Consider the following 23324-nt stretch of genomic DNA (forward strand, 5'->3'; position numbering starts at 1 on the left):
AAGCCATGCAGATCGCAATCGTGTTGTACCCCAGCTTCACCGCGCTCGACTTCATCGGGCCCTACGAGGTGCTGCGCAACCTGCCGGACACGGAAGTGCGGTTCGTCTGGCACGAGCCGGGCCCCGTCACCGCCGACTCCGGTGTGCTGCTGGTGGGTGCCACCCACAGTTTCGACGAAACCCCGTCGCCCGACGTGGTGCTGGTGCCCGGCGGGCCGGGGACCACCATGGTGGCCCGCGACGAGAAGGTTCTCGACTGGCTGCGTCAGGTGTATCCGGGGACCACCTGGATGGCCTCGGTGTGCTCGGGTTCGGTGGCGTTGGCCGCGGCGGGCCTGCTGGACGGGAAGCGGGCCACCTCGCACTGGTCGGTGCTGAGCGCGTTGAAGCTGATGGGTGCGACACCGGTGGGGGATCAGCGCATCGTGCGCGCCGACCCTGACGGCAAGGTGATCACGGCGGCGGGTGTCTCGGCGGGGATCGACCTGGCGATGTGGCTGGCCGGCCAGATCGGCGGCGAGGCGAAGGCCAAGGCCATTCAGCTGATGATCGAGTACGACCCGCAACCGCCGTTCGATTCCGGGCACATGTCCAAGGCGAGCGCGGCCACCAAGGCCGGTGCCACCGCGCTGCTGGGCAAGGACATGATCAAGCCCGAACCGCTCAAAGCCGGGGTATTGCTGGCCTGGGATCAGGCGGTCAGAAGGGTGCGTGGGCGCCGCACCGCGTGAGAGCCATCAAGTAGCGTCGGCCGGATGAACTTGGCTTATGACGACCGTGGCAAGGGCGTCCCCGTGGTGTTCATCGCCGGACGGGGAGGGGCCGGCCGCACCTGGCATCTGCATCAGGTACCCGCGCTGCAGCGCGCCGGTTACCGCGTCATCACCTTCGACAACCGCGGCGTCGGTGCGACGGAGAATGCCGCGGGTTTCGGCACCGAGCAGATGGTGGGCGATACCGCCGAACTGATCGAGATGCTGGGCGCGGGCCCGGCGCACATCGTGGGTGTGTCGATGGGCTCGTTCATCGCCCAGGAACTCATGCTGGCCCGGCCCGATCTGGTGCGGTCGGCGGTGTTGATGGCCACCCGCGGCCGTCACGACGGGGCTCGTGAGTTCTTCCGCACGGCCGAGCGTGAATTCGCGACGTCGGGCGTCCAGTTGCCGCCGAAGTTCGACGCCAAGCTCCGGATGTTGGAGAGCTTCTCGCCCAAGACCCTCAACGACGACCGCCAGGTGCGTGACTGGAGCGAGATGTTCACCATGTGGCCCACCAAGCAGACCCCGGGCCTGCTCACCCAGCTCGACGTCGCGCCCGTGGACAACCGGCTGCCCGCCTACCGGTCCATCACCGCGCCGGTGCTGGTCATCGGGTTCGCCGATGATGTGGTGCTGCCCGTCCATCTGGGCCGTGAGGTGGCCGACGCGATCCCCACGGCGCGCTACCTGGAGATTCCTGACACCGGTCACCTCGGCTTCATCGAGAAGCCCGACGTGATCAACGCCGCACTGCTGGAGTTCTTCGCCGATCAGAAGTGACGGAGAACTGACGAATAAGGTGGAGTGGTGAACCCATCGACGGCACAGGCGCGCGTAGTCGTCGACGAACTCATCCGCGGCGGCGTCCGCGACGTCGTGTTGTGCCCTGGCTCGCGCAACGCCCCGCTGGCCTTCGCGCTGTCCGACGCCGATCGTGCCGGACGGATCCGTCTGCACGTCCGCATCGATGAGCGCACGGCCGGCTATCTGGCCATCGGGCTCGCGGTCGCGGAGCGGGCGCCGGTCTGTATCGCGATGACCTCCGGCACGGCGGTGGCCAACCTCGGCCCCGCTGTCGTCGAGGCCAACTACGCCCGGGTGCCGCTGATCGTGCTGAGCGCCAACCGCCCCTATGAAATGTTGGGCACCGGCGCCAACCAGACCTTCGAACAGCTGGGTTATTTCGGTACCCAGGTGCGGGCCAATATCAGTGTGGGCCTTGCGGAGGAGTCACCGGAGAAGCTCGATTCGCTCAACGCCCAGTGGCGCTCGGCGACCTGCCGGGTGCTCGCGGCGGCCACCGGATCGCGCACCGCCAACGCCGGCCCGGTGCAGTTCGACATCCCGCTGCGCGAACCGCTGGTGCCCGACAACGCGCACGGGGACACCTCGTTCCCGGCGGGCCGCCCGGACGGCAAGCCGTGGACCTACACCCCGCCGGTGAGCTTCGATCAGCCGCTTGAGATCGACCTCACGCCGGACACCGTGGTGATCGCCGGGCACGGCGCCGGCGTGCACCCCAACCTGGCCGGGTTGCCGACGGTGGCCGAGCCCACCGCACCGCTTCCGGAGAACCCGCTGCATCCGCTGGCACTGCGCCTCGTGCACCCCAAGCAGGTCATCATGCTGGGCCGGCCCACCCTGCACCGGCCGGTGTCGGCGCTGCTGGCCGATCCGGCGGTGCCGGTGTACGCGCTGACCACCGGTCCGCGCTGGCCCGACGTCTCGGGCAATTCGATGGCCACCGGCACCCGGGCGGTGACGAGCGGGGCTCCGGACCCGGCCTGGCTGGCCCGCTGCGCCGAGCTCAACCGGCACGCCTTGGCGGCGGTGCGCCAACAACTCGCGTCGCACCCGCTGACCACCGGTCTGCACGTGGCCGCCGCTGTTTCCGATGCGCTGCGCCCGGGCGACCAGCTGGTGCTCGGGGCCTCCAACCCGGTGCGTGACGCCGCCCTGGTCGGGCTGGACACCGAGGGCATCAAGGTGCGGTCCAACCGCGGTGTGGCCGGTATCGACGGCACGGTGTCGACGGCGATCGGCGCAGCGCTGGCACATGACGGCCGGACCATTGCCCTGATCGGGGATCTGACCTTCGTGCACGACAGCTCGGGCCTGCTGGTCGGGCCCACCGAGCCGACGCCGCGCAATCTGACCATCGTGGTGTCCAACGACAACGGCGGCGGCATCTTCGAGCTGCTGGAACAGGGTGATCCGCGGTTCTCCGACGTGTCGTCGCGGATCTTCGGTACCCCGCACGACGTGGACATCGCGGCATTGTGCCGCGCCTATCACGTCGAATGCGGCCAGGTGGAGGCCGACGCGCTTGGTGCCGCATTGGCCGAACCGTTCGACGGGATGCGGGTGCTGGAGGTGAAGGCCGACCGGTCGTCGCTGCGGGCCCTGCACGCGTCGATCAAGGCTGCCCTGTGAGGCCCGCGCAGATCGCCGCGCGGTTGCGGGCGTGGGTGCAGCCGCTGATCCCGCACCTGTACGGCGAACCGGGGGAGACGCGGTCGCAGCGGATCATCCGGCGGGTGCGGATCGGTGTGGTGATCGCCGCCTGCCTGGTCACGCTGCAGTCGGTGCTGCTGGTGGTGGGCGCCTGGCGCAACGACCAGCAGATCGAGAGCAACATGGGGGTGGCCGCGGCCGAGGTGCTCAGTGCCGGGCCACGGCGCTCGACGATCGAGTTCGTCACGCCCGACCGGGTGACCTATCGCCCCGAGCTGGGCGTGCTGTACCCCTCCGAACTCGACACCGGGATGCGGATCTACGTCGAGTACGACAAGAACAATCCCGACCTGGTGCGGGTCCGTGACCGCGATGCGTCACTGGCGATCATCCCGGCCGGGTCGATCGCGGTGGTGGGCTGGCTGGTGGCGGCCGCGGCGCTGGCGCTGCTGGCGTTCCTGGAGCGACGGCCCGGCCGCCGGGTCAGCTCTGCGGTGTAGCCAGCAGCTTGGCCAGCCAGTCAGGGTCGCTGGTATCGATGACCTGCTCGCCGACGAGGTCGTAGATCGCCGGGGTGGACACCTCGTACTGGGTTTCGCTGAGCAGTTCGGCGTTGGCGTCGTTGAGCTCTTCGGAGTCGATGATCTGCTCGCCGGCGGCGATCTTGTCGGTCTGCTCGGCGCCCACGCCGCTGTCCGACGCCATGGCGGCGATGGCCTCGTTGGTCGGGCCGGGCGAACCCTCGGGGTCCTGGTGGCTCCACAGATCCTGCACGAACGCCTGGAACGCGGTTCCCGTGGTGTTCGGGCCCGCGGCCAGGAACAGGGCGTTGGCGACGTGCGCCGAATACTCGGTGCCCAAGCTGTCCAGGAAGGTCAACGGCCGGTACGTCACCGCGAGCCGGCCCTGGCCGACGGCGGCAGCGATGGCGTCGCCGGCCTCGTGTTGCAGGTGCGCACACGCCGGGCACTGCGGTTCGGTGAAGAACTCGATCTGGGCGGGCGCGTCCGGATAGCCGATCTGGATTCCCGAGCCGTCCTCGGTGATCTCGCTGCCGGGCTTGTCGCCGCTGGCCTGCGCGGCACCGTCGACCAGCCGGCTGCAACCGGTGGTGGACCCGGCAACGGCCAAGGCCAGCACGGCCAGCATCGCTGCAGCAACGCGCGACAATCGCATGTCGCAACACTAGACCCGCGCATCAGGTTTTAGCGTGTCGTATCCCCGGACGCTACCTCGGCGACAGGTGCCGCTGCGACCATTCGGTTGTGCGCGTTGCGATCGTTGCAGAGTCCTTCCTCCCGAATGTCAACGGCGTCACCAACTCGGTGCTTCGGGTGATCGAGCATCTCCGCCGCACCGGCCATGAGGTACTCGTCATCGCTCCGGACACCCCGCGGGGTCAGCCGCCCGCCGACCGGGTTCACGACGGTGTGCGGGTGCACCGGGTGCCCTCACGGATGTTTCCCAAAGTGACCTCACTGCCGCTGGGCGTGCCGCGTTTCCGGATGGTGAACGTGCTGCGCGGCTTCGACCCCGACGTCGTGCATCTCGCATCGCCGGCACTGCTCGGCTGGGGCGGTGTCCATGCCGCCCGCTACCTGGGTGTGCCGACGGTGGCGGTGTTCCAGACCGATGTCGCCGGTTTCGCCGAGAGCTACGGCGTCGGCGTCCTCTCACGTGCCTCGTGGGCGTGGACGCGTCGCTTGCACAGCAAGGCCGACCGCACTCTGGCCCCGTCCACCTCGGCGATGGAAAACCTTGAAGCCCACCGGATTCCCCGGGTTTTCAAGTGGGCGCGAGGGGTCGACATCACGGGTTTCGCGCCGTCGGCCCGCGATGAGCAGCTGCGCGCGGCGTGGTCTCCGGAGGGCAAGCCGATCGTCGGGTTCGTCGGGCGGCTGGCACCGGAGAAGCACGTGGAGCGGCTGGCCGCACTCGCCGGGCGCGACGACCTCCAGCTGGTGGTGGTGGGCGACGGCGTGGACCGCGCCAAACTCCGAACAGTCTTGCCCACAGCTGTTTTCACCGGAGAACTGCACGGCCCCGAGCTGGCCGCGGCCTACGCCAGCATGGACGTCTTCGTCCACCCCGGTGAGCACGAGACGTTCTGCCAGGCTGTGCAGGAGGCGATGGCCTCCGGCCTGCCGGTGATCGCTCCCGACGCCGGTGGCCCCCGGGATCTGGTGGCGCCGTACCGCACCGGGCTGCTGCTGCCGGTCGACGAATTCGAGTCCGCCCTGCCCGCTTCCGTGGAACATCTGATCGCCGAGCGGTCGCGCTATTCGGTGGCCGCGCGTCGCAGTGTGCTGAGCCGCACCTGGCCGGCCATCTGCGATGAGCTGATCGGGCATTACGAGGCCGTGCAGGGCCTGCGCCGGCTGCGCGCTGCCTGATTACCCTTCGGACGCAACCGGTTTCAGGAGCGTAGCCACTCCAGCAGATCGGCCATGATCGTCTCGGCCTGGGTGGTCGGCATGCCGTGCGGGAAATCGGGGTAGCTCTTGAGGGTTCCGTTGGGCAGCAACTTCGCCGAGAGGGGACCGGAATCGGCGTACGGCACGATCTGGTCGTCTTCGCCGTGCATCACCAGCGACGGCAGGGTGATCTTCTTGAGGTCCTCGGTGAAATCTGTCTGGGAGAACGCCACGATGCCGTCGTAGTGGGCCTTGGGGTCGCCCATCATGCCCTGGCGCCACCAATTGGCGATGATCGCCTCGCGGGCAGGCTGCGGGGTCTTCTCCTGTTCCCGGTTGAAGCCGTAGAACGGACCCGACGGCAGGGCGCGGTAGAACACCGAGCGGTTCGCCGCCAACTGCGCCTGCAGATCGTCGAACACCGACTTGGGCAGGCCGCCCGGATTCGCATCGGTCTTGACCATCAGCGGCGGCACCGAACTGATCAGGACCGCATGAGCGGCCCGGTCCAGCCCGTGCCGCGCCAGGTAATGCACCAGCTCGCCGCCGCCGGTCGAGTGTCCGACGTGGATCGCGTCGTGCAGGTCCAGGTGATGGACCACGGCGGCGAGGTCGTCGGCGTAGTGGTCCATGTCGTGGCCGTCGGCCACGTGGGAGGAGCGTCCGTGACCGCGCCGGTCATGGGCGACGACCCGGTAGCCTTGCTGCAGGAAGAACAGCATGAACGTGTCCCAGTCATCGGCGGACAAGGGCCAGCCGTGGCTGAACACGATCGGCTGGCCCGAGCCCCAGTCCCGGTAGAAAATCTCGACGTTGTCAGAAGTCGTGATCGTGGGCATGTTTTCAACCGTACGCCGGTCGGCGTTGCTGCAAACCGGGTCGCTGAGAGAAATCAGCCCTGTGCCAGGACCGACACCGGCTGCCACTGCTCCCACGTCGCCAGCCGGCTCTCGTAGTCGGCCTTGGCCAGCTGCAGGGGTAGCTCGCCGAAAAACACACGCAGCGGCGGGTTTTCGGCGTCGACGATCTTGAGCACCGCCTCGGCCGAGGCCTTGGGATCGCCGGGCTTGGCGCTGCGCTGTGCGCGGGCACGTTGGGCGGCGGCGCGGGCCTCGTCGTAATCCGCAAGCGGCGCAGCATGTCTGGCCGACGATCCGGCCCAGTCGGTGGAGAACCCGCCCGGCTCGATCAGCGTCACATGGATACCGAACGGTGCGACTTCGGCGGCCAGCGACTGCGAGAACCCTTCCAGCGCCCACTTGGACGCGTGATACGCGCCGACCAGGGGGAACGCGGTGATGCCGCCGATCGAGGACACCTGGATGATGTGCCCGCTGCCCTGGGCGCGCAGGTACGGCAGCGCAGCCTGGGTGACCCACAGCGCGCCGAAGACGTTCGTTTCGATCTGATCGCGGGCGTCGGCCTCCGACAACTCCTCGATGAACCCGAACTGGCCGTAGCCCGCGTTGTTGACGACGATGTCCAACCGGCCGAACCGGTCGTGGGCCTCTTTCACGGCGGCGAAGTCCGCATCGCGGTCGGTCACATCCAGCCGGATCGGCAGCAGCGCGTCGCCGTACTTGTCGGCCAGGTCGGCCAGCGTCGCTGTGTCGCGCGCGGTGGCGGCCACCTTGTCACCCCGGTCCAGGGCCGCGATCGCCCATTCCCGCCCGAAACCCCTCGATGCACCGGTGATGAACCACACTTTTTCGCTCATGATCAACCCTTCGACGTTTCGTTCTCTGCGGTTCAAGGCCACGGACGTCCCGCCCATTCCCGCACCATCCGACTCGCAGGGAGTCCACAGGCAGTGGCGACCAGGCGCCAGGGTTTCGGTCACTGTCAATGTATTGAGCGCCGCCCGGTAGCGTCAGCACTGTGAGTCGAGCGAGCCTGGAGAAGAACCCCCACGAAGTGGCATCGATGTTCGATGCGGTGGCGCGACGCTACGACCTGACCAATACGGTGCTGTCGCTCGGGCAGGACCGGTTCTGGCGCCGGCAGACGCGTGCGGCGTTGGGGATCGGCCCCGGCGACAAGGTGCTGGACCTGGCCGCGGGCACCGCGGTGTCGACGGTCGAGCTGGCCACCTCGGGTGCCTGGTGTGTGGCCGCGGACTTCTCCGTGGGCATGCTCGCCGCGGGGGCGTCCCGCCCGGTGCCCAAGGTCGGTGCCGACGCCACCCGGCTGCCGTTCGCCGACGGAGTGTTCGACGCGGTCACCATCAGCTTCGGGCTGCGCAACGTGGTCGACCATGTGGCAGGCCTTCGTGAGATGGCCCGGGTGACCCGGCCCGGCGGCCGGCTGGTGGTGTGCGAGTTCTCCACGCCGACCAACGGTGCGTTCGCCACGCTCTACAAGGAGTACCTGATGCAGGCACTGCCGCGGATGGCCACCGCCGTGTCGAGCAACCCGGACGCCTACGTCTACCTGGCCGAGTCGATCCGGGCCTGGCCGGATCAGGCCGAGCTGGCCCGCCGCATCGGCGAGGCGGGCTGGTCACAAGTCAAGTGGCGCAACCTGACCGGTGGCATCGTGGCGCTGCACGCGGCGACCAAGCCGTCCCCATAAGCAGCACCGCGCGATAAGCAGCACCGCGAGCGACCGTGTCTGTACGTTGACACGCCGCAAATCGCGTACCGCAACGGTCTTTCGGCCTGCCGCATGTCAGTGGTGGGCGTTGGTGACCAGCTTGTCGACGATGGTGGCTGCCTGATCCTGGACGTCGAAGCCGCACACCTTGGCCTCGAGCGACATCGTGGGCACCACCGACAGGGCGTGCTGGCACGCCCACCCGTCGGTGCCGGCCCGCGTGGCGGTCTGTTTGATCAGATCGCCGTCGACGACGAGATCGCCGATGGTCCAGGTGCGTTCGCTGGTCTCTTCGCCGTGTTTCTCGCGGAGCGGGATCGCTGATCCCGCGCAGTCGCGCCATACCTTCTCCGCGATTCGGCGCATGGATTGCGTCTCGCCCTCCGACGCGTAGAGCACGGCCGCCTGTTGCACCCAGTGGCGATGGTCCGAGTCGGGGTCCTGGGCCACCTGGGTGCGTACCGCCGTCCAGTACGTGAACCGATAGTCCATGTCCTCGGCGGGAAAGAGTGCGGCCAGGCATCTTTCGTCGCGAATCTTCCAGAAGTTGTTGTTCATGTCGGCGGTCTTGCTGGTGAACATCAGGTTGTTGGCGCCGACGATCGGCTTGAGTTCCTCGATCGGCAACATGATCTGCTCGAGCTTGTTCTCCTCGGGTGACGGAGTCCTCTTCAGCGCGGTGCCGGACACGACGCTCGTGCAACCGGTGAGGCCGGCCAGTGCTGCTGCCGCGACGATCACACACCACATTCGAGTTCTGGGCACCCGGTGATTCTCGCCGACCACGAGTGCGGCCCGTCAACCCTCAGGACAGGACCCGGCTGACCACCGCGAATCGCCGCAGCGAGCGCCGGTCGCGAGCGCTGACCTCGATCCCCGTCAACTCGGCGGCCCGCGGATGCTGCATGGCCCGGATCGCCCGGCGCGGCACGGCCCGCGGCCACCAATCCGTCGGCGCGAACATCTGCCGGCGGAACGGCTCGAAGTGCTCACCCGCGGACAACCGGGTACGGCACTCGTCCTCGAAGTACTCGCAGAACTCGGGCCAGCTCGCCGGCATCGGTCGCGAGGAGATGCCGTAACGCCGGTACCACGCGCAGCACTCCTGGTAGAGCTGTTCGTGTTCGCGTCCATCCAGCTCTCGGATGAAGGTATTGACCATCATCACAAGGCTTTCCACGTAGGTGGCGTGCTGGAAGTGGAAGACCTCGGGGTTCAGCGCGTGGTACTTCTGCCCGGCCGGGTCGCGGCCTTTGACCTCTTCGTGTGCGAACCGGATGTAGGGTCGCATGTCGACGTCGGCGGAGGCGATCCTGATCGCCTGTGTCACTGTGCGTTTGTGGTGCAACCAGACTCGCCGGTGCAGCAGTGCGTGCTGCGAGATCCCGGTGGCGATCGTCGGATGCAGGGACTGCAGGCAGACCGCCCTCGGCAGGACGAACAGGAACCGCCGGTCCCGGAGATACTGCGACAGCAGCGTGTCCTGGACCGGTTGGGTGGCCGCCCTGCTCAGATCAGGGCTTTCTTGCGGCGGATCCGGCGGCGCAGATCCTTCAGCAGCACCGCATAGTTGCCCGTGCGCAGGGACTTCGGCAGGAACCGGTTGACGAACGCCACGAACAGAAAGAGATGCTCGAAGCGGCGCCGGTCGGTTTCGGTCCACTCCAGTTCCATCGCGTCGCGGAACACCGGCGCCAGGAAGCCGATGGTCAAGAAGCGCAACAGCGGTGCCAGCATCATCCGCATCGGCCAGTTGATCATCCGCAACTCCACCAGAACCATGAGGTAGTCCCGCACGAACGGGGTCATCGCGACGCGTTCGCACGCGGTGTTCCAGTACGCGTCGAAGTCGGCCCTGGTGGCCGGCCACATCTCCTCGAGCACCTGCAGAGTGGTGCCGATCGTCATGGCGCTCTGGTAGAAGCCTTCGGCCTGCTCCTCGGTCATCGTGCCGTAGAGCAACTGATGGGTGTCCTCGTAGAAGATGAAAAGGCATGCCGCCACCCACAACTGCAGTTCGCGGTTGAACGCGTTGTACTTGACCGGACTGTCCTCGGTGGAGCGGACCTGCCGGTGAGCGACGTTGACCGCCTCGCGATAGGCGTTCTTCTCCTCGTCGGTGCCGAGGATCGCGACGGTCAGGTACTGCGCGGTGGTGCGCAGCCGCTTCCACGGGTGATGCACCAAACTTCCTGATTCCACCCGGCTTTCGGAGACGCCGTAGCCGACCTCCGGCCAGCTCATCTGCATGATGACGTTGGCCGCCGCCCCGGCCGCGGACCAGAAGTCCAGCGCGTCGGACAGGTCGACGTCCTTCTTCCTGATCCACCGCGGCACCCGCTGGGTGACGGTGATGCGGGTTTCGGCAGTGGTCAACCGCGGCTCGGCGGCCAGATCCACGTATGTCGCTGGCATGGGGCTCCTCTCGGGGGTGAAACGGCGGGGTTACACGGTCTGCACGTCGTCGACGATCCAGCGGTCGCCGCTGCGCACGAGCTTGACCACCATCCGGTACTTCTGGTTACTGCCTTGTGGCGCGGTCACATTGGTGACGTGTTGGTCGACGAACGCGACGACCGTCGCGGTATCGCCGTCGAGCGAGTCGACGACGACGTGATCGGCCGTGGCGGTCGCGACACCCTTGCTGGTCACCACGATTGTCGCGAAGCGCCTTGACCATCTCGTCGTACTTGGCGGCGAACCCGGGGGTGGAGTTGGCGACGATGTGCTCGCGGTTGGCGTCCATCTTCTGGTAGTCGAACGCGGCCATCGCCACCAGATAGTCACGCGACATCTGCACGGCCTCGGTGCGCAGAGATTCGTCCTGGCGGTGCTGGTACTCGCCGATCGACAACACCACCAGCGCGGCCATGGCGGCGACGGCCACCAGTGCGAGAAGGCCTGCCACGAGGCGGCGCTTGAGCCCGCTGGACGTGACGGTTTCGTCGGGCTCGGCCGCGTCGGCGTCGTCTGCGTCGTCTGCTGTGCCTTCTGCGGGATCCTCCAACGTCAGCACCGATTCACCGTGTTCGTCCACGGTGTCGTCGGTGCCATCGGACTCGTCGGAATTGCTCACTGCGGGCCACCTTTCAGGATGCTGCGCCATTTGTAGGCCAGCTGGGCCAGGGTCGGGATCTTGACCGGGTCGTTGACCACCTCGGGTCCGATCGGATATCCAGGGGTCTGGGAGTTCTGCAGGCCGAGATCGTTGGGTCGGGGTGCGTTGACCGCGCCCCGCATCAGCATGTCGGGTGCGGGCGGGCAATACATGACCAGGTTGGGTTCTTTCGCGCTGACATCGCCGATGGCCCGGCGGTCGACGTCGTAGTTGCACACCGGCCCCTGGGTGGCGATCAACGAGAAATCGGCGCGGGTCTGGCCGGTGGCGTCCACCTTCACGATGGAGGTCAGATCCTGCAGGCCCTTGGGGATCGTCGCGAGCCCCGTCTGCAGCGAGTCGGTGCGGTCCCCGATGATCGGGGTGACGGTGGCCAGGTTGGCCAGGGTGGCGCCGAACGTGCCCTGATAGGTGTCCAGAACCCGCTGCAGGCGACTCAGCGCAGCCGGCGAGCGGTCGGTCAGGTACAGAAATGCCGGGCCGCTGCCGTCCAGCTGATTGGCCAGCCGTGCGCTGGCGCCCATGCCGCGCACGAAGGGATCGCCCTGGCCGGCCATGGTGGTGACCAGTTCCGCGGTGCCGTCGATGAGAGGCTGCAGCTGACCGGTCTGGTTGCGGATTCGGGTGGACATGTCCGACGCGTTGTCGATCAGCATGGCGAGATCGGGGCCCAGCCCGTCGAAGGCGTTCGACAGTTCGGTTCCGACCGACTGAACCGCCCGGGTGTCAATGCCTTTCACCAGTTGCGCGGTGTCACCCATGATGCGGTCCATCTGGATCGGTTGCCGGTCGGCCGGTGCGGCGATGGTGTCCCCGGAGGCCAGGTACGGCCCGGCGTCGGACTGCGGCATGATGTCGACGCTCTGAATGCCCGCCGCTGTGCCCATCCCGACCGTCAGGATCGCGTCGCGCGGGATCCGGGTGTCCGGGTCGATCGCCAGCCGCACCATCGCGGTCCCGTCGGGAGTCAGCCACACGTCGTCGACCGTGCCGACCTGCACGCCGCGCACGGTGACGCTGGTCCCCGCGGTCAGGCCGAACGCGTCGGTCATCGTCGCGGTCAGGGTCATCGGGGTCCGGAAGCCCTGCGGCCCGGCCACATAGCGGATTCCGAACGGGATGACCAACGTGGCGATCGCCGCGAAGATCGCCAGCTGAACCACTACCAGGCGTCTCAATTCAGACCTCCCGACAAGAACCCCTCCAGGGCCACGTCCCCGGTGATCGGGGTGCCGTTGACGATCAACCCTCCGGTCAGCAGTTTGTCGATGGTGCCCGGAATGTCCAGGGCGCCATCGAACATCAGGTAGTCGCCGTGGACCGAGTCACCGAACTTCTCCAGGAAGGTGTTCATCGAGGTGAGCATCCCGCCGAGCCGGTCGTTGAACGTGCCCATCATGCCGACGACGGTGCCCGCGTCGGTCACCATGGCGTTCAGGTCGGTCGACGACAGCACGTTGTTGGCCGTGGCGGCCAGTGCGGTGGTCGAGGAGAACAGCGTCTGCAGCTTGGCGCGCTGCACATCGAGCATCGCCACCACCTTGGGCACCGCGTCCAGGTAGCCCGTCACGGTCTTCTGCTCGTGGTCGAACTGGCCGGTGATGTTGGCGGCCAGGCTCATCGCCTCATCGAACTCGCCCTGGTGCTCGGAGGCCTTGGCCGCCAGCAGTGACATCGAGTCGATCAGCCCGCGGACCTTGTCGGCCCGGCCCCCGAACGCCTTGTCCAGTTCGGTGACGATGGTGGCGAGCTGGTCGACACCGCTGCGGGACAACAGCGCCCCGAAGGTGGCCAGCGCACTTTCGATCTGCGGTCCGAGCTCGGTGTGGCTGGGCGGGATCACGTCGCCGTCGCGTAGTGCACGCTGGGGTGCCAGCTGTGCGCTGCTGAGCCGGACGAACGGATTGCCAAGGGCTGACGGGAGTTCCACGCTGGCGACGGTTCCGGAGTCGAGGCCGTCTGCGTCGGCCAGGCTCAGCTGCACCGAGGCGCCCGAGGCGGCCAGGTTCATCCCGCTGACCCGGCCCACCACCTTCTGCCCGTTGCGGACGTCGGCGCCGATGGTGATGCCGTCGGCGGTCGGCAGCACCACCGTGACGGCCATGGTGTCGGTGGGGGAGGTGCGGCCCAGGGGAAGATCCTGAATTCCGATATCGCTCAACGCCCACACGCCTGCGGCGGCCACGACGACAGCGCAGCCGGTCGAGAGGCGAACCAGGAATCTAGACATGACCGTTCACCTCGGGTACTTCGGGTTCGGCGGCGGGGTGTTGCCGGTGACCGCGGTGACGATGCCCAGCGGGTCCGACCGGCTGATCGGGTAGGAGATCGGGTTGGTGATCCCGGCGCCCACGCACATGGGCAACATGTTGCGGTCGCAGAAGTTCTGGGCCGCGGCGAACTGGGTGAGCACCGTGGACACGTTCAGCCGGATCCGGCCGCGCCGGTCCTGGCCGACGGTGTTGGACAGGTTCTGCATCATCAGCGGCACCAGGTCCATGAACTCGGCCAGCTGCGGCTGCTTGGCCGTCAGCACGTCGCCGACCGCGTTCAGGTTGGCCGCGATGGTGCCCAGGTCGTCACCGTGCTGCGCGACGAAGGTGTCGACCTGATCGAGTACGACCTTGAGATCGGCCATGGGCTGGGCGATGTCGACGTTGGCGTCGGCCCAACTGCCGCCGACCTGGCCGAGTTCGTCGACCATCTGGTTCAGCGAGACCTGGCGCTGGTTGAACGCGGCCATCAGCGTGCTGAGGTTGTCCACCACCGCGCCGATGTCCTCGGCCCGCGCCCCGAGCACGCCGCTGGCGGCACTGAGGTTGCGCATCGCGGAGTTGAACAGCTTGCCCTGGTCGTGCCACTGCTCGGCACCGCGGGTCAGCACCGCACCGATGTCGCCCTGTTGTGGCCCGATGGCCGAGGTGAGCGTGCTCAGGCTGCCCAGCATGCTGTCGAAGGTGATCGGGGAGTGGCTGTGGTCGGCCCCGATCACATGCCCGTCGGTCAGGGTGGGCCCGGTTCCGCTGTAGGCCGGGCCGAGTTCGACGCTGCGGTCGCTGATCAGTGCGGGACTCACCACGTAGGCGTCCGGTTCGGCGGGCAACGCAACGTCGTCGGGCAGTGTCATGGTGACCCGCACCGTGGTGCCCTGCGGCGTCACCGCGGTGACGCGTCCCACCGGCACCCCGAGCACGGTGACCTTGCTGCCCGGGTAGATGCCGTTGATGTAGCCGAAGTCGGCGTGCACGGTGCGGGCCCGGTCGGTGCGGCCGAACACGTACCAGCCGCCGGCGGCCAGACAGAGGACCACAATGAATGCCATCGCAGCTTTACGGTTCATCGGCACTCCCGCTGAACGTTGAGGAAGCACAACAGGTTGTCGGGCATCACCACGGACGGCGAGTTGACGTCGGCCCAGTTGCCGTTGCCGGTGGCGTTGGTTACGGCCCGGATCGCCGGGGGCATCTGCTGCAGGGTCTGGTCGATCTTGTCCACGTTGGCTTTCAAGGTTCCGGTGACCGCGGTGAGGCCGGCGATCAAACTGCTGAAATCCGCCTGCTTCTCGGTGTAGATCGCGGCCAGGTGCCGCATGATCGCGGTCAGATTGTGAACGATGTCGGTCAGCGCCTGACGGCGCGCGGCCAGTGAAGACACGATGTACTGCGCGTTGGCCGCGGTGTCGGCCAGTGAATCCGTCTGGTGGGACAGCATTTCGGCCATCGACCGGCTGATCCGCAGGATCTCGTCGATCTTGTCCCCGTTGTCGGCGAAGGCCGAACTGGCCGCGCTGATCCCGGCCAGTGCCTGTCCGAGCTCGGTGCTGTTGCCCGGCATCGTTTCGGCCAGGGTGTTCATCATGGCCGTCAACGGCTGCTGGTCGACGTGCTCGGCGGTGTCGGCGGCCTTACGCCCCACCTCGTCGAGGCTGTAGGGAACCGTGGTGCGCGACAACGGAATCACGTTGGAGTCCATTCCATTGACGGTTCCGGCAGGCATCACGTCGAGGAACCGCTTACCAAGCACGGTCCGCAGCCGCACGGTGACCGTGGTGCGGTTCCCGAGTGCCTGGGCCTTGTCCAGCCGGAAGCCGATGCGCACCCGGTCGCCGGCCAGGCCCACGTCCTCCACCCGCCCGGCAGGCACCCCGGCGACATACACCGGGTCGCCGCCGGACAGACCGCTGGCATTGGCCAGCTCGGCGATGTACGCGTTGGTCCGCACGTGGTAGACCGCGCGCGGAATCCCGATCGAGACGACCATGATGGCGATCAGGGTGATGGTGCCGATCATGCCCAGTGCCAAGGGGATTGACGGGTTGTGTTTGCGCTGATCTTTCACGAAGAGGAAGATCACCGCGCCGACGAAGAGGTCGATCAGTTTGACGAGGAACATCTACAAACACACCTCGGAATGTCTGCTGCCGAAGATGTTGGCTTCGTGGCTGCGAATCTTGAGGGTGAAGTTGCACAGGTACAGGCTGACGAACCCGCCGTAGCTGGAGGTCCGGTTGATCGCGTCGCCGAACTCCGGCAGCCGGGCCAGCAGAGTGGTGAACTGCTCGGTGTTGGGCTGCCAGGTCTGCAGCATGGAGTTGAGATTGGTGATGGTGTCTCCGTAGGCGGCGCTGGAGTTGTCGACCGTGTTGGCCAGAGTGGCCAGCACGGCGTTGCCCTGGTCGATGAGCGTCTCGAACTGCCGGTCACCGGAGGTCACCGCGGCGCTGAGCCGGTTGAGCCCGTGCAGCATCTGCTCCAGTTGCGGCTGCCGGGTGTTCATGGTGCGCATGAGCGCGGACATATTGTCGATCAGCTGGGTGAAGATCCCGGCGTTGTTGGTCAAACTCGATGTCATGGCGGCGATCTGGGTGAGCAGCGTCGTCAGAGTTTGCGCCTGGCCGCTGAAGGTCTCGACGAATCCCCGCGTGAGGGTGTTGACCTGCTCGGGGGCCAGCGCGTCGAAAAGCGGCTTGAACCCGTTGAGCAGCGCGGTCAGATCCACCGCCGGCGAGGTCTGGGCCAGGGGGATGACGCCGCCGGCGGCCAGCCTGGTCGGTGGTTCGTCGGTGGAGACGTCCATGATGGCGCCGCCAGGGTCGGACAGGGCGACGTAGCGGGCGCCGAGCATGTCGCCGTAGCGCACCGCCGCGGTGACGTTGCCCGTCAGGGTGAAGTCGGAGTTGACCTCGATGTCGACGTCGGCCCGGCTGGTGCCGTCGGCGTTGGGGGCGAACCGGATCGAATCCACCCGGCCGATCCGAATACCGTTCATGGTCACCGGGTTTCCGACGTTGAGGCCCTCGACGCTGGTGAACTGCGCCTGGTAGGTGACGGTGCTACCACGCACCGGCACCGACAGGGTGTTGATCACCAGCACCGCGCTCAGCATCCCGGCCGTGCCGAAGGCGCCCAGCTTGGCCCACGACTGCCACCCACCGTTGCGGTTCATGAGACCTGCACCTCCGTGCCGCGCACGAGCGGGCCCAGCATGAGCACCGTGGCGATGTTCGGTTGGGTCGAGGGGGCTCCGGCCGGGGGAACCAGTTCGTCCTGCAGGACCGCCAGGGCATGGGCTTGGCGGTCGGCGTCGACGACGGCGGACGCGGGCGCCGCACCCGGAACCGCCTCGGCGGGCAGCGGTTCCGTGGGGATCGGCGCGGACTGCGGCAGCCCGGGGCCGGGCGGGAGGGACGAATTCGTAGGCAGGTGCGGGGCCGGGGCGGTGAACGGCGTGACGGGCAGGTCGGCGGCCGGGCGGGCCAGCACGTCCTCCGATTGATCCGGTACCTCACCCGACGGTGCGGATTCGGCGCAGCGGGCGCCCTGGGTGTTCCCGTACACCGGACAGTCCTGCAGCGAGTACGGCATCGGTCCGGCGAAGGTTGCCACGGCGGTGATGTTGAACTTGCCCGTCGCGAACACCTTGGCGCCGGCCTCACCGAACGACTGTGCGCCGGCCAGGGTGTCGACCAGACCCAGGGGCTGGGCGGCCGTGGTCGCCATGATCTTTCCGGCCGAGTCGACGACGGTGATCAACTGTTCGCGGTGATCGGACATGAACGAGGTGAGCACGGAGGAGAACCGGGCGAAACCGTCGATGGCCGAGGCGAACTTCTTCTGGTCGTCGACCATCCGGTTGGACACCGAGGTCGCCGCCGACAGCGTCGAGATGATGTCGGGGGTCGCGGTGTTCAGCGAGGCCATCACATCCCGGAACTGCGGTGTGGTGTCGAGGAATCGCACCAGCGACGGCGTGAGCACCTGCGCGCTGGCGCTCAGATTGTCGATTGTGGTGCCCAGCTCGGTGCCGCGGTTGCGCAGCGACTGGCTGATCGCGGTGAGGGCGGTCTGCATGCGTTCGGGTTTGATCTGTGAGAACAGTTCGACGATCTTGGTGAACACGTCGTAGAGCGCCATCGCGTCGGGGCTGTCATCGACCGCCACGGTGTCTCCCGGCTTCAGCCCGGTGGCCGACCGGTTGCCTTGCGGGTCAACGAGTTGCAGATAGATGTCGCCGAAGAAGGTGCGGGGCACGATCCGCGCGACCGCCGAGGACGGGATGATGCCCAGGCTGTCGGGTTCGATCGCCAGCCGGACCCGTGACGTGCGGGTGCCCGACTCGATGTCGGCGATGCGCCCGACGTTGACACCGTGGTAGCGGACCGGGGATCCGCCGGTGATCAGCCCGGCCGACACCGGCACCCCCACGAACACGTCGGCGCTGCGTTCCAGATGTCCCGAGGCCCGGGCCACCAGCACGGATGCCACGGCCATCGCCACGGCGGCCGCGGCCAGGCCGCGCAGCGCCAGCCGGGTCCGGCCGGGTTCGGTGCGCCGCTTCACATTCCCATCCCGGGGATCTCGGGGACCAGGCCCCACAGCGCGAAGGTCAGCAGCACGTCGAGGATTCCGACCGCGAGGATCGCGGTGCGCAGTGCCCGGCCCGCGGCCTGCCCCACCCCGGCGGGACCGCCCGAGGCGAAGTAGCCGTAGGTGCAGTGCACCAGCGCCACCACGATCGCGAAGACGATGGCCTTGATCCCGGAGTAGAGCAGGTCTCGCGGACCGAGGGCCAAGTGGAAGAAGTAGTCGTAGGTGCCGGGGGAGGCGCCGTTGAAGATCACCACCACGGTGCGGGTGGACAGGTAGCTCGCCAGCAGTCCGATCATGTAGATCGGGATGACGCAGACCACCGAGGCCAGCACGCGGGTGCCGACCAGGTAGGGGATGGAGCGCAGCGCCATGGCGTCGAGTGCGTCGATCTCGTCGGAGATCCGCATGGCCCCGATCTGGGCGGTGAATCCCGTTCCGACCTTGGCGGCCAACGCGATTGCCACCACGACGGGAGCCAGCTCGCGGGTGTTGGCGATCGCGGCGAGCATGCCCGAGAGCGTGTTCATCCCGACCAGGTCCAGGCCGCGCTGGGTCTCGACGCCCAGCATCATGGCCGCGGCCAGCGACATGGCGAACACGATGCCGATGGTTCCGCCGCCGGACAGCAGCGAGCTGGTGCCGAAGGTGACCTCGCCGATCTGGCCGAGGGTGTGCTTGCGGTAGCGCACCAGGGCGTACGGCAGGGACCCCAGGACCTTGGCGTAGAACGTGACGTGCTGGCCTGCGACGGCGAGTGCGTCGTACCCGGCGACAGCTGGCCGCGAAATCCGGTGCAGGGCAGCGCTGCTGGTGATCGCGGTCACCGGTAACTGCCCACGGCCGGAACCACCACGGTGTACAGCGCCGACATCGTGGTGTTGAGGATGAAGACCAGGGCGAAGGCCAGCACCACGGCCTCGTTCACCGCGTTGGCCACACCGCCGGCCCCGCCCTTGGTGTGCAGGCCCTTGAAGGTGGCGACCAGGGTCGCGGTCAGCCCGAACACCGCCGACTTGATCAGTGCCATAACGAAATCCGACACCTGTCCGTACTGGCTGAAGGTGGCCAGGAATGTTCCGGCGGGCAGGTGCTGCACGCTGATGTGGTACAGGTAGCAGGCCATCACGCCGCCGAAGGTGACGATCGAGCACAGGGCCAGCGCGACGATGACGGCGGCGACCAGGCGGGGTGCGACGAGGCGTTCGATCACATCCAGGCCCATGACCTCCATCGCATCGATCTCCTCGCGGATGGTGCGCGATCCCAGGTCAGTGCAGATCGCCGAACCGGCCACGCCGGCCATCATCAACGCGCACACCAGGGCCGCGGCCTGGCCGACGATGATGAAGGCCACCACCGCGCCCGAGTAGCCCCCGGCCCCGATGCGCCCGGCCAGTTCACCGACCGACACCGCGATGAACACGCCAATGGGCATCATCAGCAGCAGGGCCGGTCCGGTGCACACCCGGCCGATGAACAGGGTCTGGGCGACGACCTCGTCGAGCACCAGACGCCGGCGGACCACCGCGGTGACGACGCTGACGAGCGCCTGCACCGAGAAGCCGAGCACGTAACCGCCCTGGACCAGGACATCCCGTACGGGGCCCTTGGACGCCGGTAGCTCGTAGGTCATCGAGTTCCTTCCGCGCTGTGTCGTGGCATGCGCGGGGCCGGCCGGTGGCACCGGCTGTGCTGAGCACCGTTTCGACCCCCCGGTCGCCTGTGGAGCATGTCACATTTCATGACCTCACCGCAACAATTAAGTGAATGGTCATTCTCGAGTCGCCGAGCCCTTCTTGTGCGGTCTGTAGTGGTTCAATCCCGGCCGATGTAATCAAGCGATCGGTTCAAGGTGGACTGAATTCAAGTCGGCGTGTCGGCCCTGCTCGTTCGAGAATCACCATTAACTTAGCGCCCACAGGGATTGCCGAACTGAGGTGGTGTCGGTATGTCGGGTGGGGTTGGGGAACGTCATATTTCACGGCGGTCGTTTCTGGCCGGAACTGCCACGGCGGGGGTGGCCGCGGCGGCGCTCAGCAGACCGGGAACCGCGCGCGCGGCGCCGGGATCGACGGTGGCGATATTCGGTGCCGGGGTGGCCGGCCTGACCGCCGCGCACGAACTGGCCGAGCGCGGGTACCGCGTCACGGTGTTCGAGCGGAAAGCGCTGGGCGGCAAGGCGCGGTCGATCCCGGCGCCGAGCGCGACGGGCAGCCCGTTGCCGGCCGAACACGGCTTCCGGTTCTTCCCGGGCTTCTATCGCAACGTCACCGACACCATGCGGCGCATCCCGTTCGCCGGCAACACCTTCGGGGTCTGGCAGAACCTGACCCGGGCCACGTCCTATCTGCACTCGGGGCTGGGACGGGCGGATCTGACCATCCCGCTGCCGTTTCCGATCCCGACGCTGCCCAACCCGATCACCCCGAAGGCCTTCATCGAGTCGGTGGCCGCGGTGTTCCAGACGTTGTTCCGGTTGCCGCCACTGGAGGCGGTGTACGCCGCGCAGAAACTCGCGGTCTACGTCACCAGTTGCGACGAGCGCAAGCTCGGCCAGTGGGACAACATGACGTGGGAGAAGTACATCGGGGCGGACAAGAAGTCGGCCGAGTACAACCGGTATCTGGCCGACGGCATCATCCGGAATCTCGCCGCCTCCAAATCCAAAGACGCCAGCGCCCATTCGATCGGTCTGGTCGGTGAGGCCTCGGTGTGGTCGATCCTGCTGCTGGGCAACGACATCGACAACAAGGGATTCGACCGGGTGCTCAACGGGCCCACCAGCCTGCAGTGGATCGACCCCTGGGTGGCGCACCTGCAGTCACTGGGCGTGACGTTCCGGCTCGGGCAGGCGCTGGCCCGGCTGACCCCCAACGGCCGCCACATCGCTTCGGCGACGGTGGTCGACGGCAACGGGGTGGCTCAACCGGTGGTGGCCGACTGGTACATCTCCGCCGTGCCGTGCGAGAAGCTGGCCGCGGTGTTGACGCCCGACGTGATCGCTGCCGATCCCAAGCTGGCCTCGGTCGCCGCGCTGCGCACCGAGTGGATGAACGGCCTGATGTTCTTCCTGCGGGAACGCGTCGACGTCACCAAGGGACACGTCAACTACGTCGACTCCGGTTGGGGGCTCACCTCGATCAGCGAGGCGCAGTTCTGGAAACGGCCGCTGACGTCGTACGGCGATGGAACGGTCAGGGACTGCCTGTCGGCGATCATCTCGGACTGGAGCACCCCGGGGAACTTCAACCGGCTCAGTGCCCGGCAGTGCACACCACCGCAGATCGCGGCCGAGGCCTGGGCGCAGATCAAAGCCCATCTCAACGACACCAGCATCGTCGTCACGGACCGGATGGTGCACTCGTGGTTCCTCGACCCGTCGATCATCGACTCGGGCACACCCAATGTGCGCAACGACGAGCCGCTGTTCATCCAGGACCCGGGCTCGTGGGCGCGCCGGCCGGAAGCCACGACCGGGATCGACAATCTGTTCCTGGCCGGCGAGTGGATCAAGACCGACCAGAACGTCACGACGATGGAGGGTGCGAACGAGGGCGGCCGTTACGCCGCCAACGGGGTGCTGGCGGCGTCGGGCTATCAGGGGCCCAAGGTCAAGATCGTCGAGCTGTTCCAGGCGCCGTGGTGGGGTCCGTTCAAGGCCGCCGACAAGGCGCGGTACCGGGCCAAGCTGCCCAACGCGCTGGACATCGTCGACACCCGCTGGCCAACCTGACCCGCTTAGTGAAAACAATTCCCAATAACCCTACGATGGCCCGGTGGTGTCCACCGGATCAGTACCCGTGCTCGCGGTCGCCGGGCACCTGGGCGCGGGCAAGACCACCCTGCTCAATCACCTGCTGCGCAACAGCCGCGGCGTTCGTATCGGCGCCCTGGTCAACGACTTCGGCGCGGTCAACATCGACGCCATGCTGGTGGCGGGTCAGGTCGACGCGATGGCGTCGCTGTCCAACGGGTGCATCTGCTGCGCGGTCGACGGCGAAGAAGTGGGCGAGATGCTCGGCAAGCTCGCGGCCGTCAAACCCCGGCTGGATCTGATCGTGGTCGAGGCCAGCGGCGTGGCTGAACCGGCCTCCCTGGCCCGCACCGTCATCACCCTCGACGACCCCCGCTTCCACTACGCCGGGTTGGCCCTGGTGATCGACGGCCTGCAACCCGACCTGAGCCACGGGCTGCCGGTCGCCGACCTGGTGGTGCTCAACAAGGCGTCCTCGTGCCCCGACGTCGACGGACTGCTCGCCCGGATCCGCGAGCTCAGTCCCCGGGTTCCGGTGCTGCCCACCGACTTTGCCCGCATCGACCCCGAGATGCTCATCGACCCGCCGCAGCGGACGCCGCAGGCCCAGCTGTCCTTCGACGAGCTGCTGCGCGACGAGCACGATCATGCCCATCCCGAGTATCAGAGCATCGAGTTCCGCACCGACGCCACGCTGAACCCGCGCTTGTTCATGGAGTTTCTGCGGGATCGCCCCGCTGGGCTCTATCGCGCCAAGGGTTTCGTGGACTTCGGCGCTCAGCGTTTCCTGCTGCAGCTGGTCGGCAGCTCGCTGCGCTTCGAGAAGCGGCGTTCGGGTACCACCGAATTGGTGCTGATCGGCACCGGGATGGACATGTCGGCGGTGCGGGCCGAGCTGGAGCGGTGCGCCGGTGAGCCGGCCGACGAGAACGCGATGCTCGGGGTGCTCAAATACGTGGTGTAGCTGGTCGCAGCTGTTTTTGGCCCGGGTATCCTGACCGCTCACCCGACTTCAAGGAGCCGCATTGTTCAAGGTCAACGAGTACTTCGGTGGCGACGTCGCATCGATCGGCTTCACGACGCCGGAGGGGCCCGCGACCGTGGGCGTCATGGCCGTCGGCGAGTACGAGTTCGGCACCACCCAGCTCGAGATCATGCGGGTGGTTTCCGGTGCGCTCACCGTCAAGCTGCCCGGCAGCCAGGAGTGGGAGACCTTCGCGGCCGGCACTCAGTTCACCGTGCCCGCCGACAGCAAGTTCCAGCTGCGCGTCGAAACCGAGACCGCCTACCTGTGCGAGTACCGCTGACGCGAATGCGTCCTCCTCGGCCGTGCCGTTTTCTACCGCAGGGATGTTCGGAGTCGGG

General features: G+C 67.4%; 24 protein-coding genes. 9 read left to right on the top strand and 15 right to left on the bottom strand.

Annotation, left to right across the window (positions count from 1 at the left end):
* The first annotated feature begins 5 nt into the window (after nt 1-5).
* Genes TX88_RS07485 through TX88_RS07500 form a run of 4 tightly spaced genes read left to right on the top strand, consistent with a single transcriptional unit; the run spans nt 6 to nt 3712 of the window.
* Nucleotides 6-731 carry a DJ-1/PfpI family protein gene (locus TX88_RS07485; RefSeq protein ID WP_044515792.1) on the top strand — a complete coding sequence of 242 codons (726 nt, stop codon included), beginning with the start codon at nt 6-8 and terminating at the stop codon, nt 729-731.
* A gap of 24 nt (nt 732-755) precedes the next feature.
* Complete coding sequence (locus TX88_RS07490; RefSeq protein ID WP_044515794.1) at nt 756-1538, top strand: alpha/beta fold hydrolase; 783 nt, start codon at nt 756-758, stop codon at nt 1536-1538.
* 27 nt (nt 1539-1565) lie between these two features.
* A complete protein-coding gene (menD, locus tag TX88_RS07495) occupies nt 1566-3191 on the top strand; it encodes a 2-succinyl-5-enolpyruvyl-6-hydroxy-3-cyclohexene-1-carboxylic-acid synthase (protein ID WP_044519178.1) in 1626 nt (541 codons plus the stop codon).
* A complete protein-coding gene (locus tag TX88_RS07500) occupies nt 3188-3712 on the top strand; it encodes a DUF3592 domain-containing protein (RefSeq protein ID WP_044515796.1) in 525 nt (174 codons plus the stop codon). The genes menD and TX88_RS07500 overlap by 4 nt, the downstream gene beginning before the upstream one ends.
* Here the strand turns inward: TX88_RS07500 and TX88_RS07505 are convergent.
* Complete coding sequence (locus TX88_RS07505; protein WP_049924865.1) at nt 3696-4388, bottom strand: DsbA family protein; 693 nt, start codon at nt 4386-4388, stop codon at nt 3696-3698. The two genes, TX88_RS07500 and TX88_RS07505, sit on opposite strands and share 17 nt — an antisense overlap.
* A gap of 89 nt (nt 4389-4477) precedes the next feature.
* Between TX88_RS07505 and TX88_RS07510 the strand changes: the two genes are divergently transcribed.
* Entirely contained in the window at nt 4478-5605 is a 1128-nt protein-coding gene (locus TX88_RS07510) for a glycosyltransferase family 4 protein (protein WP_044515800.1), read from the top strand.
* Nucleotides 5606-5628: 23 nt separating this feature from the next.
* On the opposite strand, the gene TX88_RS07515 is transcribed toward TX88_RS07510, so the two are convergent.
* Nucleotides 5629-6465 carry an alpha/beta fold hydrolase gene (locus tag TX88_RS07515; protein WP_044515801.1) on the bottom strand — a complete coding sequence of 279 codons (837 nt, stop codon included), beginning with the start codon at nt 6463-6465 and terminating at the stop codon, nt 5629-5631.
* A 53-nt stretch (nt 6466-6518) separates the two neighbouring features.
* Nucleotides 6519-7343 carry an SDR family oxidoreductase gene (locus TX88_RS07520; RefSeq protein WP_044515803.1) on the bottom strand — a complete coding sequence of 275 codons (825 nt, stop codon included), beginning with the start codon at nt 7341-7343 and terminating at the stop codon, nt 6519-6521.
* A gap of 161 nt (nt 7344-7504) precedes the next feature.
* On the opposite strand from TX88_RS07520, the gene TX88_RS07525 reads away from it, so the two are divergent.
* Complete coding sequence (locus TX88_RS07525; RefSeq protein WP_044515805.1) at nt 7505-8197, top strand: demethylmenaquinone methyltransferase; 693 nt, start codon at nt 7505-7507, stop codon at nt 8195-8197.
* A 96-nt stretch (nt 8198-8293) separates the two neighbouring features.
* On the opposite strand, the gene TX88_RS07530 is transcribed toward TX88_RS07525, so the two are convergent.
* The 12 genes from TX88_RS07530 to TX88_RS07585 form a co-directional block, all read right to left on the bottom strand.
* Entirely contained in the window at nt 8294-8983 is a 690-nt protein-coding gene (locus TX88_RS07530) for a sensor domain-containing protein (RefSeq protein WP_162563100.1), read from the bottom strand.
* A 40-nt stretch (nt 8984-9023) separates the two neighbouring features.
* Nucleotides 9024-9731, bottom strand: coding sequence for an oxygenase MpaB family protein (locus TX88_RS07535; protein WP_044519179.1), 708 nt, complete (start codon nt 9729-9731; stop codon nt 9024-9026).
* On the bottom strand, nt 9728-10633 hold the full coding sequence (locus tag TX88_RS07540; RefSeq protein ID WP_044515809.1) for an oxygenase MpaB family protein: 906 nt from the start codon (nt 10631-10633) through the stop codon (nt 9728-9730). Before TX88_RS07540 ends, TX88_RS07535 begins: the two co-directional genes overlap by 4 nt.
* A 106-nt stretch (nt 10634-10739) precedes the next feature.
* On the bottom strand, nt 10740-11294 hold the full coding sequence (locus TX88_RS07545) for a hypothetical protein (RefSeq protein ID WP_049924866.1): 555 nt from the start codon (nt 11292-11294) through the stop codon (nt 10740-10742).
* Nucleotides 11291-12514 (bottom strand): MlaD family protein, encoded by a 1224-nt coding sequence (locus TX88_RS07550; RefSeq protein ID WP_044515810.1) that lies wholly within the window; start codon nt 12512-12514, stop codon nt 11291-11293. Before TX88_RS07550 ends, TX88_RS07545 begins: the two co-directional genes overlap by 4 nt.
* Nucleotides 12511-13566, bottom strand: coding sequence for an MlaD family protein (locus TX88_RS07555; RefSeq protein WP_044515812.1), 1056 nt, complete (start codon nt 13564-13566; stop codon nt 12511-12513). Before TX88_RS07555 ends, TX88_RS07550 begins: the two co-directional genes overlap by 4 nt.
* Before the next feature lie 6 nt (nt 13567-13572).
* Nucleotides 13573-14676 (bottom strand): MCE family protein, encoded by a 1104-nt coding sequence (locus TX88_RS07560; RefSeq protein ID WP_044515813.1) that lies wholly within the window; start codon nt 14674-14676, stop codon nt 13573-13575.
* Entirely contained in the window at nt 14673-15728 is a 1056-nt protein-coding gene (locus tag TX88_RS07565) for an MCE family protein (RefSeq protein WP_044515815.1), read from the bottom strand. The genes TX88_RS07560 and TX88_RS07565 overlap by 4 nt, the downstream gene beginning before the upstream one ends.
* Entirely contained in the window at nt 15729-16781 is a 1053-nt protein-coding gene (locus TX88_RS07570; protein ID WP_044515816.1) for an MCE family protein, read from the bottom strand.
* A complete protein-coding gene (locus TX88_RS34190) occupies nt 16778-18175 on the bottom strand; it encodes an MCE family protein (RefSeq protein ID WP_044515818.1) in 1398 nt (465 codons plus the stop codon). The genes TX88_RS07570 and TX88_RS34190 overlap by 4 nt, the downstream gene beginning before the upstream one ends.
* The gene (locus tag TX88_RS07580; RefSeq protein ID WP_044519180.1) at nt 18172-19002 is read right to left on the bottom strand and encodes an MlaE family ABC transporter permease; all 831 of its coding nucleotides are present in this window, start codon (nt 19000-19002) and stop codon (nt 18172-18174) included. Before TX88_RS07580 ends, TX88_RS34190 begins: the two co-directional genes overlap by 4 nt.
* A 23-nt stretch (nt 19003-19025) precedes the next feature.
* Nucleotides 19026-19838, bottom strand: a complete 813-nt coding sequence (locus tag TX88_RS07585; protein WP_044515820.1) for an MlaE family ABC transporter permease — start codon at nt 19836-19838, stop codon at nt 19026-19028.
* A 315-nt stretch (nt 19839-20153) separates the two neighbouring features.
* On the opposite strand from TX88_RS07585, the gene TX88_RS07590 reads away from it, so the two are divergent.
* From TX88_RS07590 to ppnP, 3 genes are all read left to right on the top strand, one after another.
* On the top strand, nt 20154-21938 hold the full coding sequence (locus tag TX88_RS07590) for a hydroxysqualene dehydroxylase (protein WP_044515821.1): 1785 nt from the start codon (nt 20154-20156) through the stop codon (nt 21936-21938).
* Between the two features lie 46 nt (nt 21939-21984).
* Nucleotides 21985-22923 carry a CobW family GTP-binding protein gene (locus tag TX88_RS07595; RefSeq protein ID WP_409365856.1) on the top strand — a complete coding sequence of 313 codons (939 nt, stop codon included), beginning with the start codon at nt 21985-21987 and terminating at the stop codon, nt 22921-22923.
* Between the two features lie 61 nt (nt 22924-22984).
* Entirely contained in the window at nt 22985-23266 is a 282-nt protein-coding gene (ppnP, locus tag TX88_RS07600) for a pyrimidine/purine nucleoside phosphorylase (RefSeq protein ID WP_044515825.1), read from the top strand.
* The last annotated feature ends 58 nt before the right edge of the window (nt 23267-23324 follow it).

It is taken from the genome of Mycolicibacterium septicum DSM 44393, assembly GCF_000455325.1.
Classification (GTDB): domain Bacteria; phylum Actinomycetota; class Actinomycetes; order Mycobacteriales; family Mycobacteriaceae; genus Mycobacterium; species Mycobacterium septicum.

Bases quoted from the DNA above. Each gene is read 5' to 3' on its own strand.
- TX88_RS07490 (WP_044515794.1), top strand. From the start codon at position 756: ATGAACTTGGCTTATGACGACCGTGGCAAGGGCGTCCCCGTGGTGTTC.
- TX88_RS07565 (WP_044515815.1), bottom strand. From the start codon at position 15,728: ATGTTCCTCGTCAAACTGATCGACCTCTTCGTCGGCGCGGTGATCTTC.
- TX88_RS07540 (WP_044515809.1), bottom strand. From the start codon at position 10,633: ATGCCAGCGACATACGTGGATCTGGCCGCCGAGCCGCGGTTGACCACT.
- TX88_RS07520 (WP_044515803.1), bottom strand. From the start codon at position 7,343: ATGAGCGAAAAAGTGTGGTTCATCACCGGTGCATCGAGGGGTTTCGGG.
- TX88_RS07485 (WP_044515792.1), top strand. From the start codon at position 6: ATGCAGATCGCAATCGTGTTGTACCCCAGCTTCACCGCGCTCGACTTC.
- TX88_RS07515 (WP_044515801.1), bottom strand. From the start codon at position 6,465: ATGCCCACGATCACGACTTCTGACAACGTCGAGATTTTCTACCGGGAC.
- TX88_RS07570 (WP_044515816.1), bottom strand. From the start codon at position 16,781: ATGAACCGCAACGGTGGGTGGCAGTCGTGGGCCAAGCTGGGCGCCTTC.
- TX88_RS07505 (WP_049924865.1), bottom strand. From the start codon at position 4,388: ATGCGATTGTCGCGCGTTGCTGCAGCGATGCTGGCCGTGCTGGCCTTG.
- TX88_RS07560 (WP_044515813.1), bottom strand. From the start codon at position 14,676: ATGAACCGTAAAGCTGCGATGGCATTCATTGTGGTCCTCTGTCTGGCC.
- TX88_RS07585 (WP_044515820.1), bottom strand. From the start codon at position 19,838: ATGACCTACGAGCTACCGGCGTCCAAGGGCCCCGTACGGGATGTCCTG.
- TX88_RS07590 (WP_044515821.1), top strand. From the start codon at position 20,154: ATGTCGGGTGGGGTTGGGGAACGTCATATTTCACGGCGGTCGTTTCTG.
- TX88_RS07555 (WP_044515812.1), bottom strand. From the start codon at position 13,566: ATGTCTAGATTCCTGGTTCGCCTCTCGACCGGCTGCGCTGTCGTCGTG.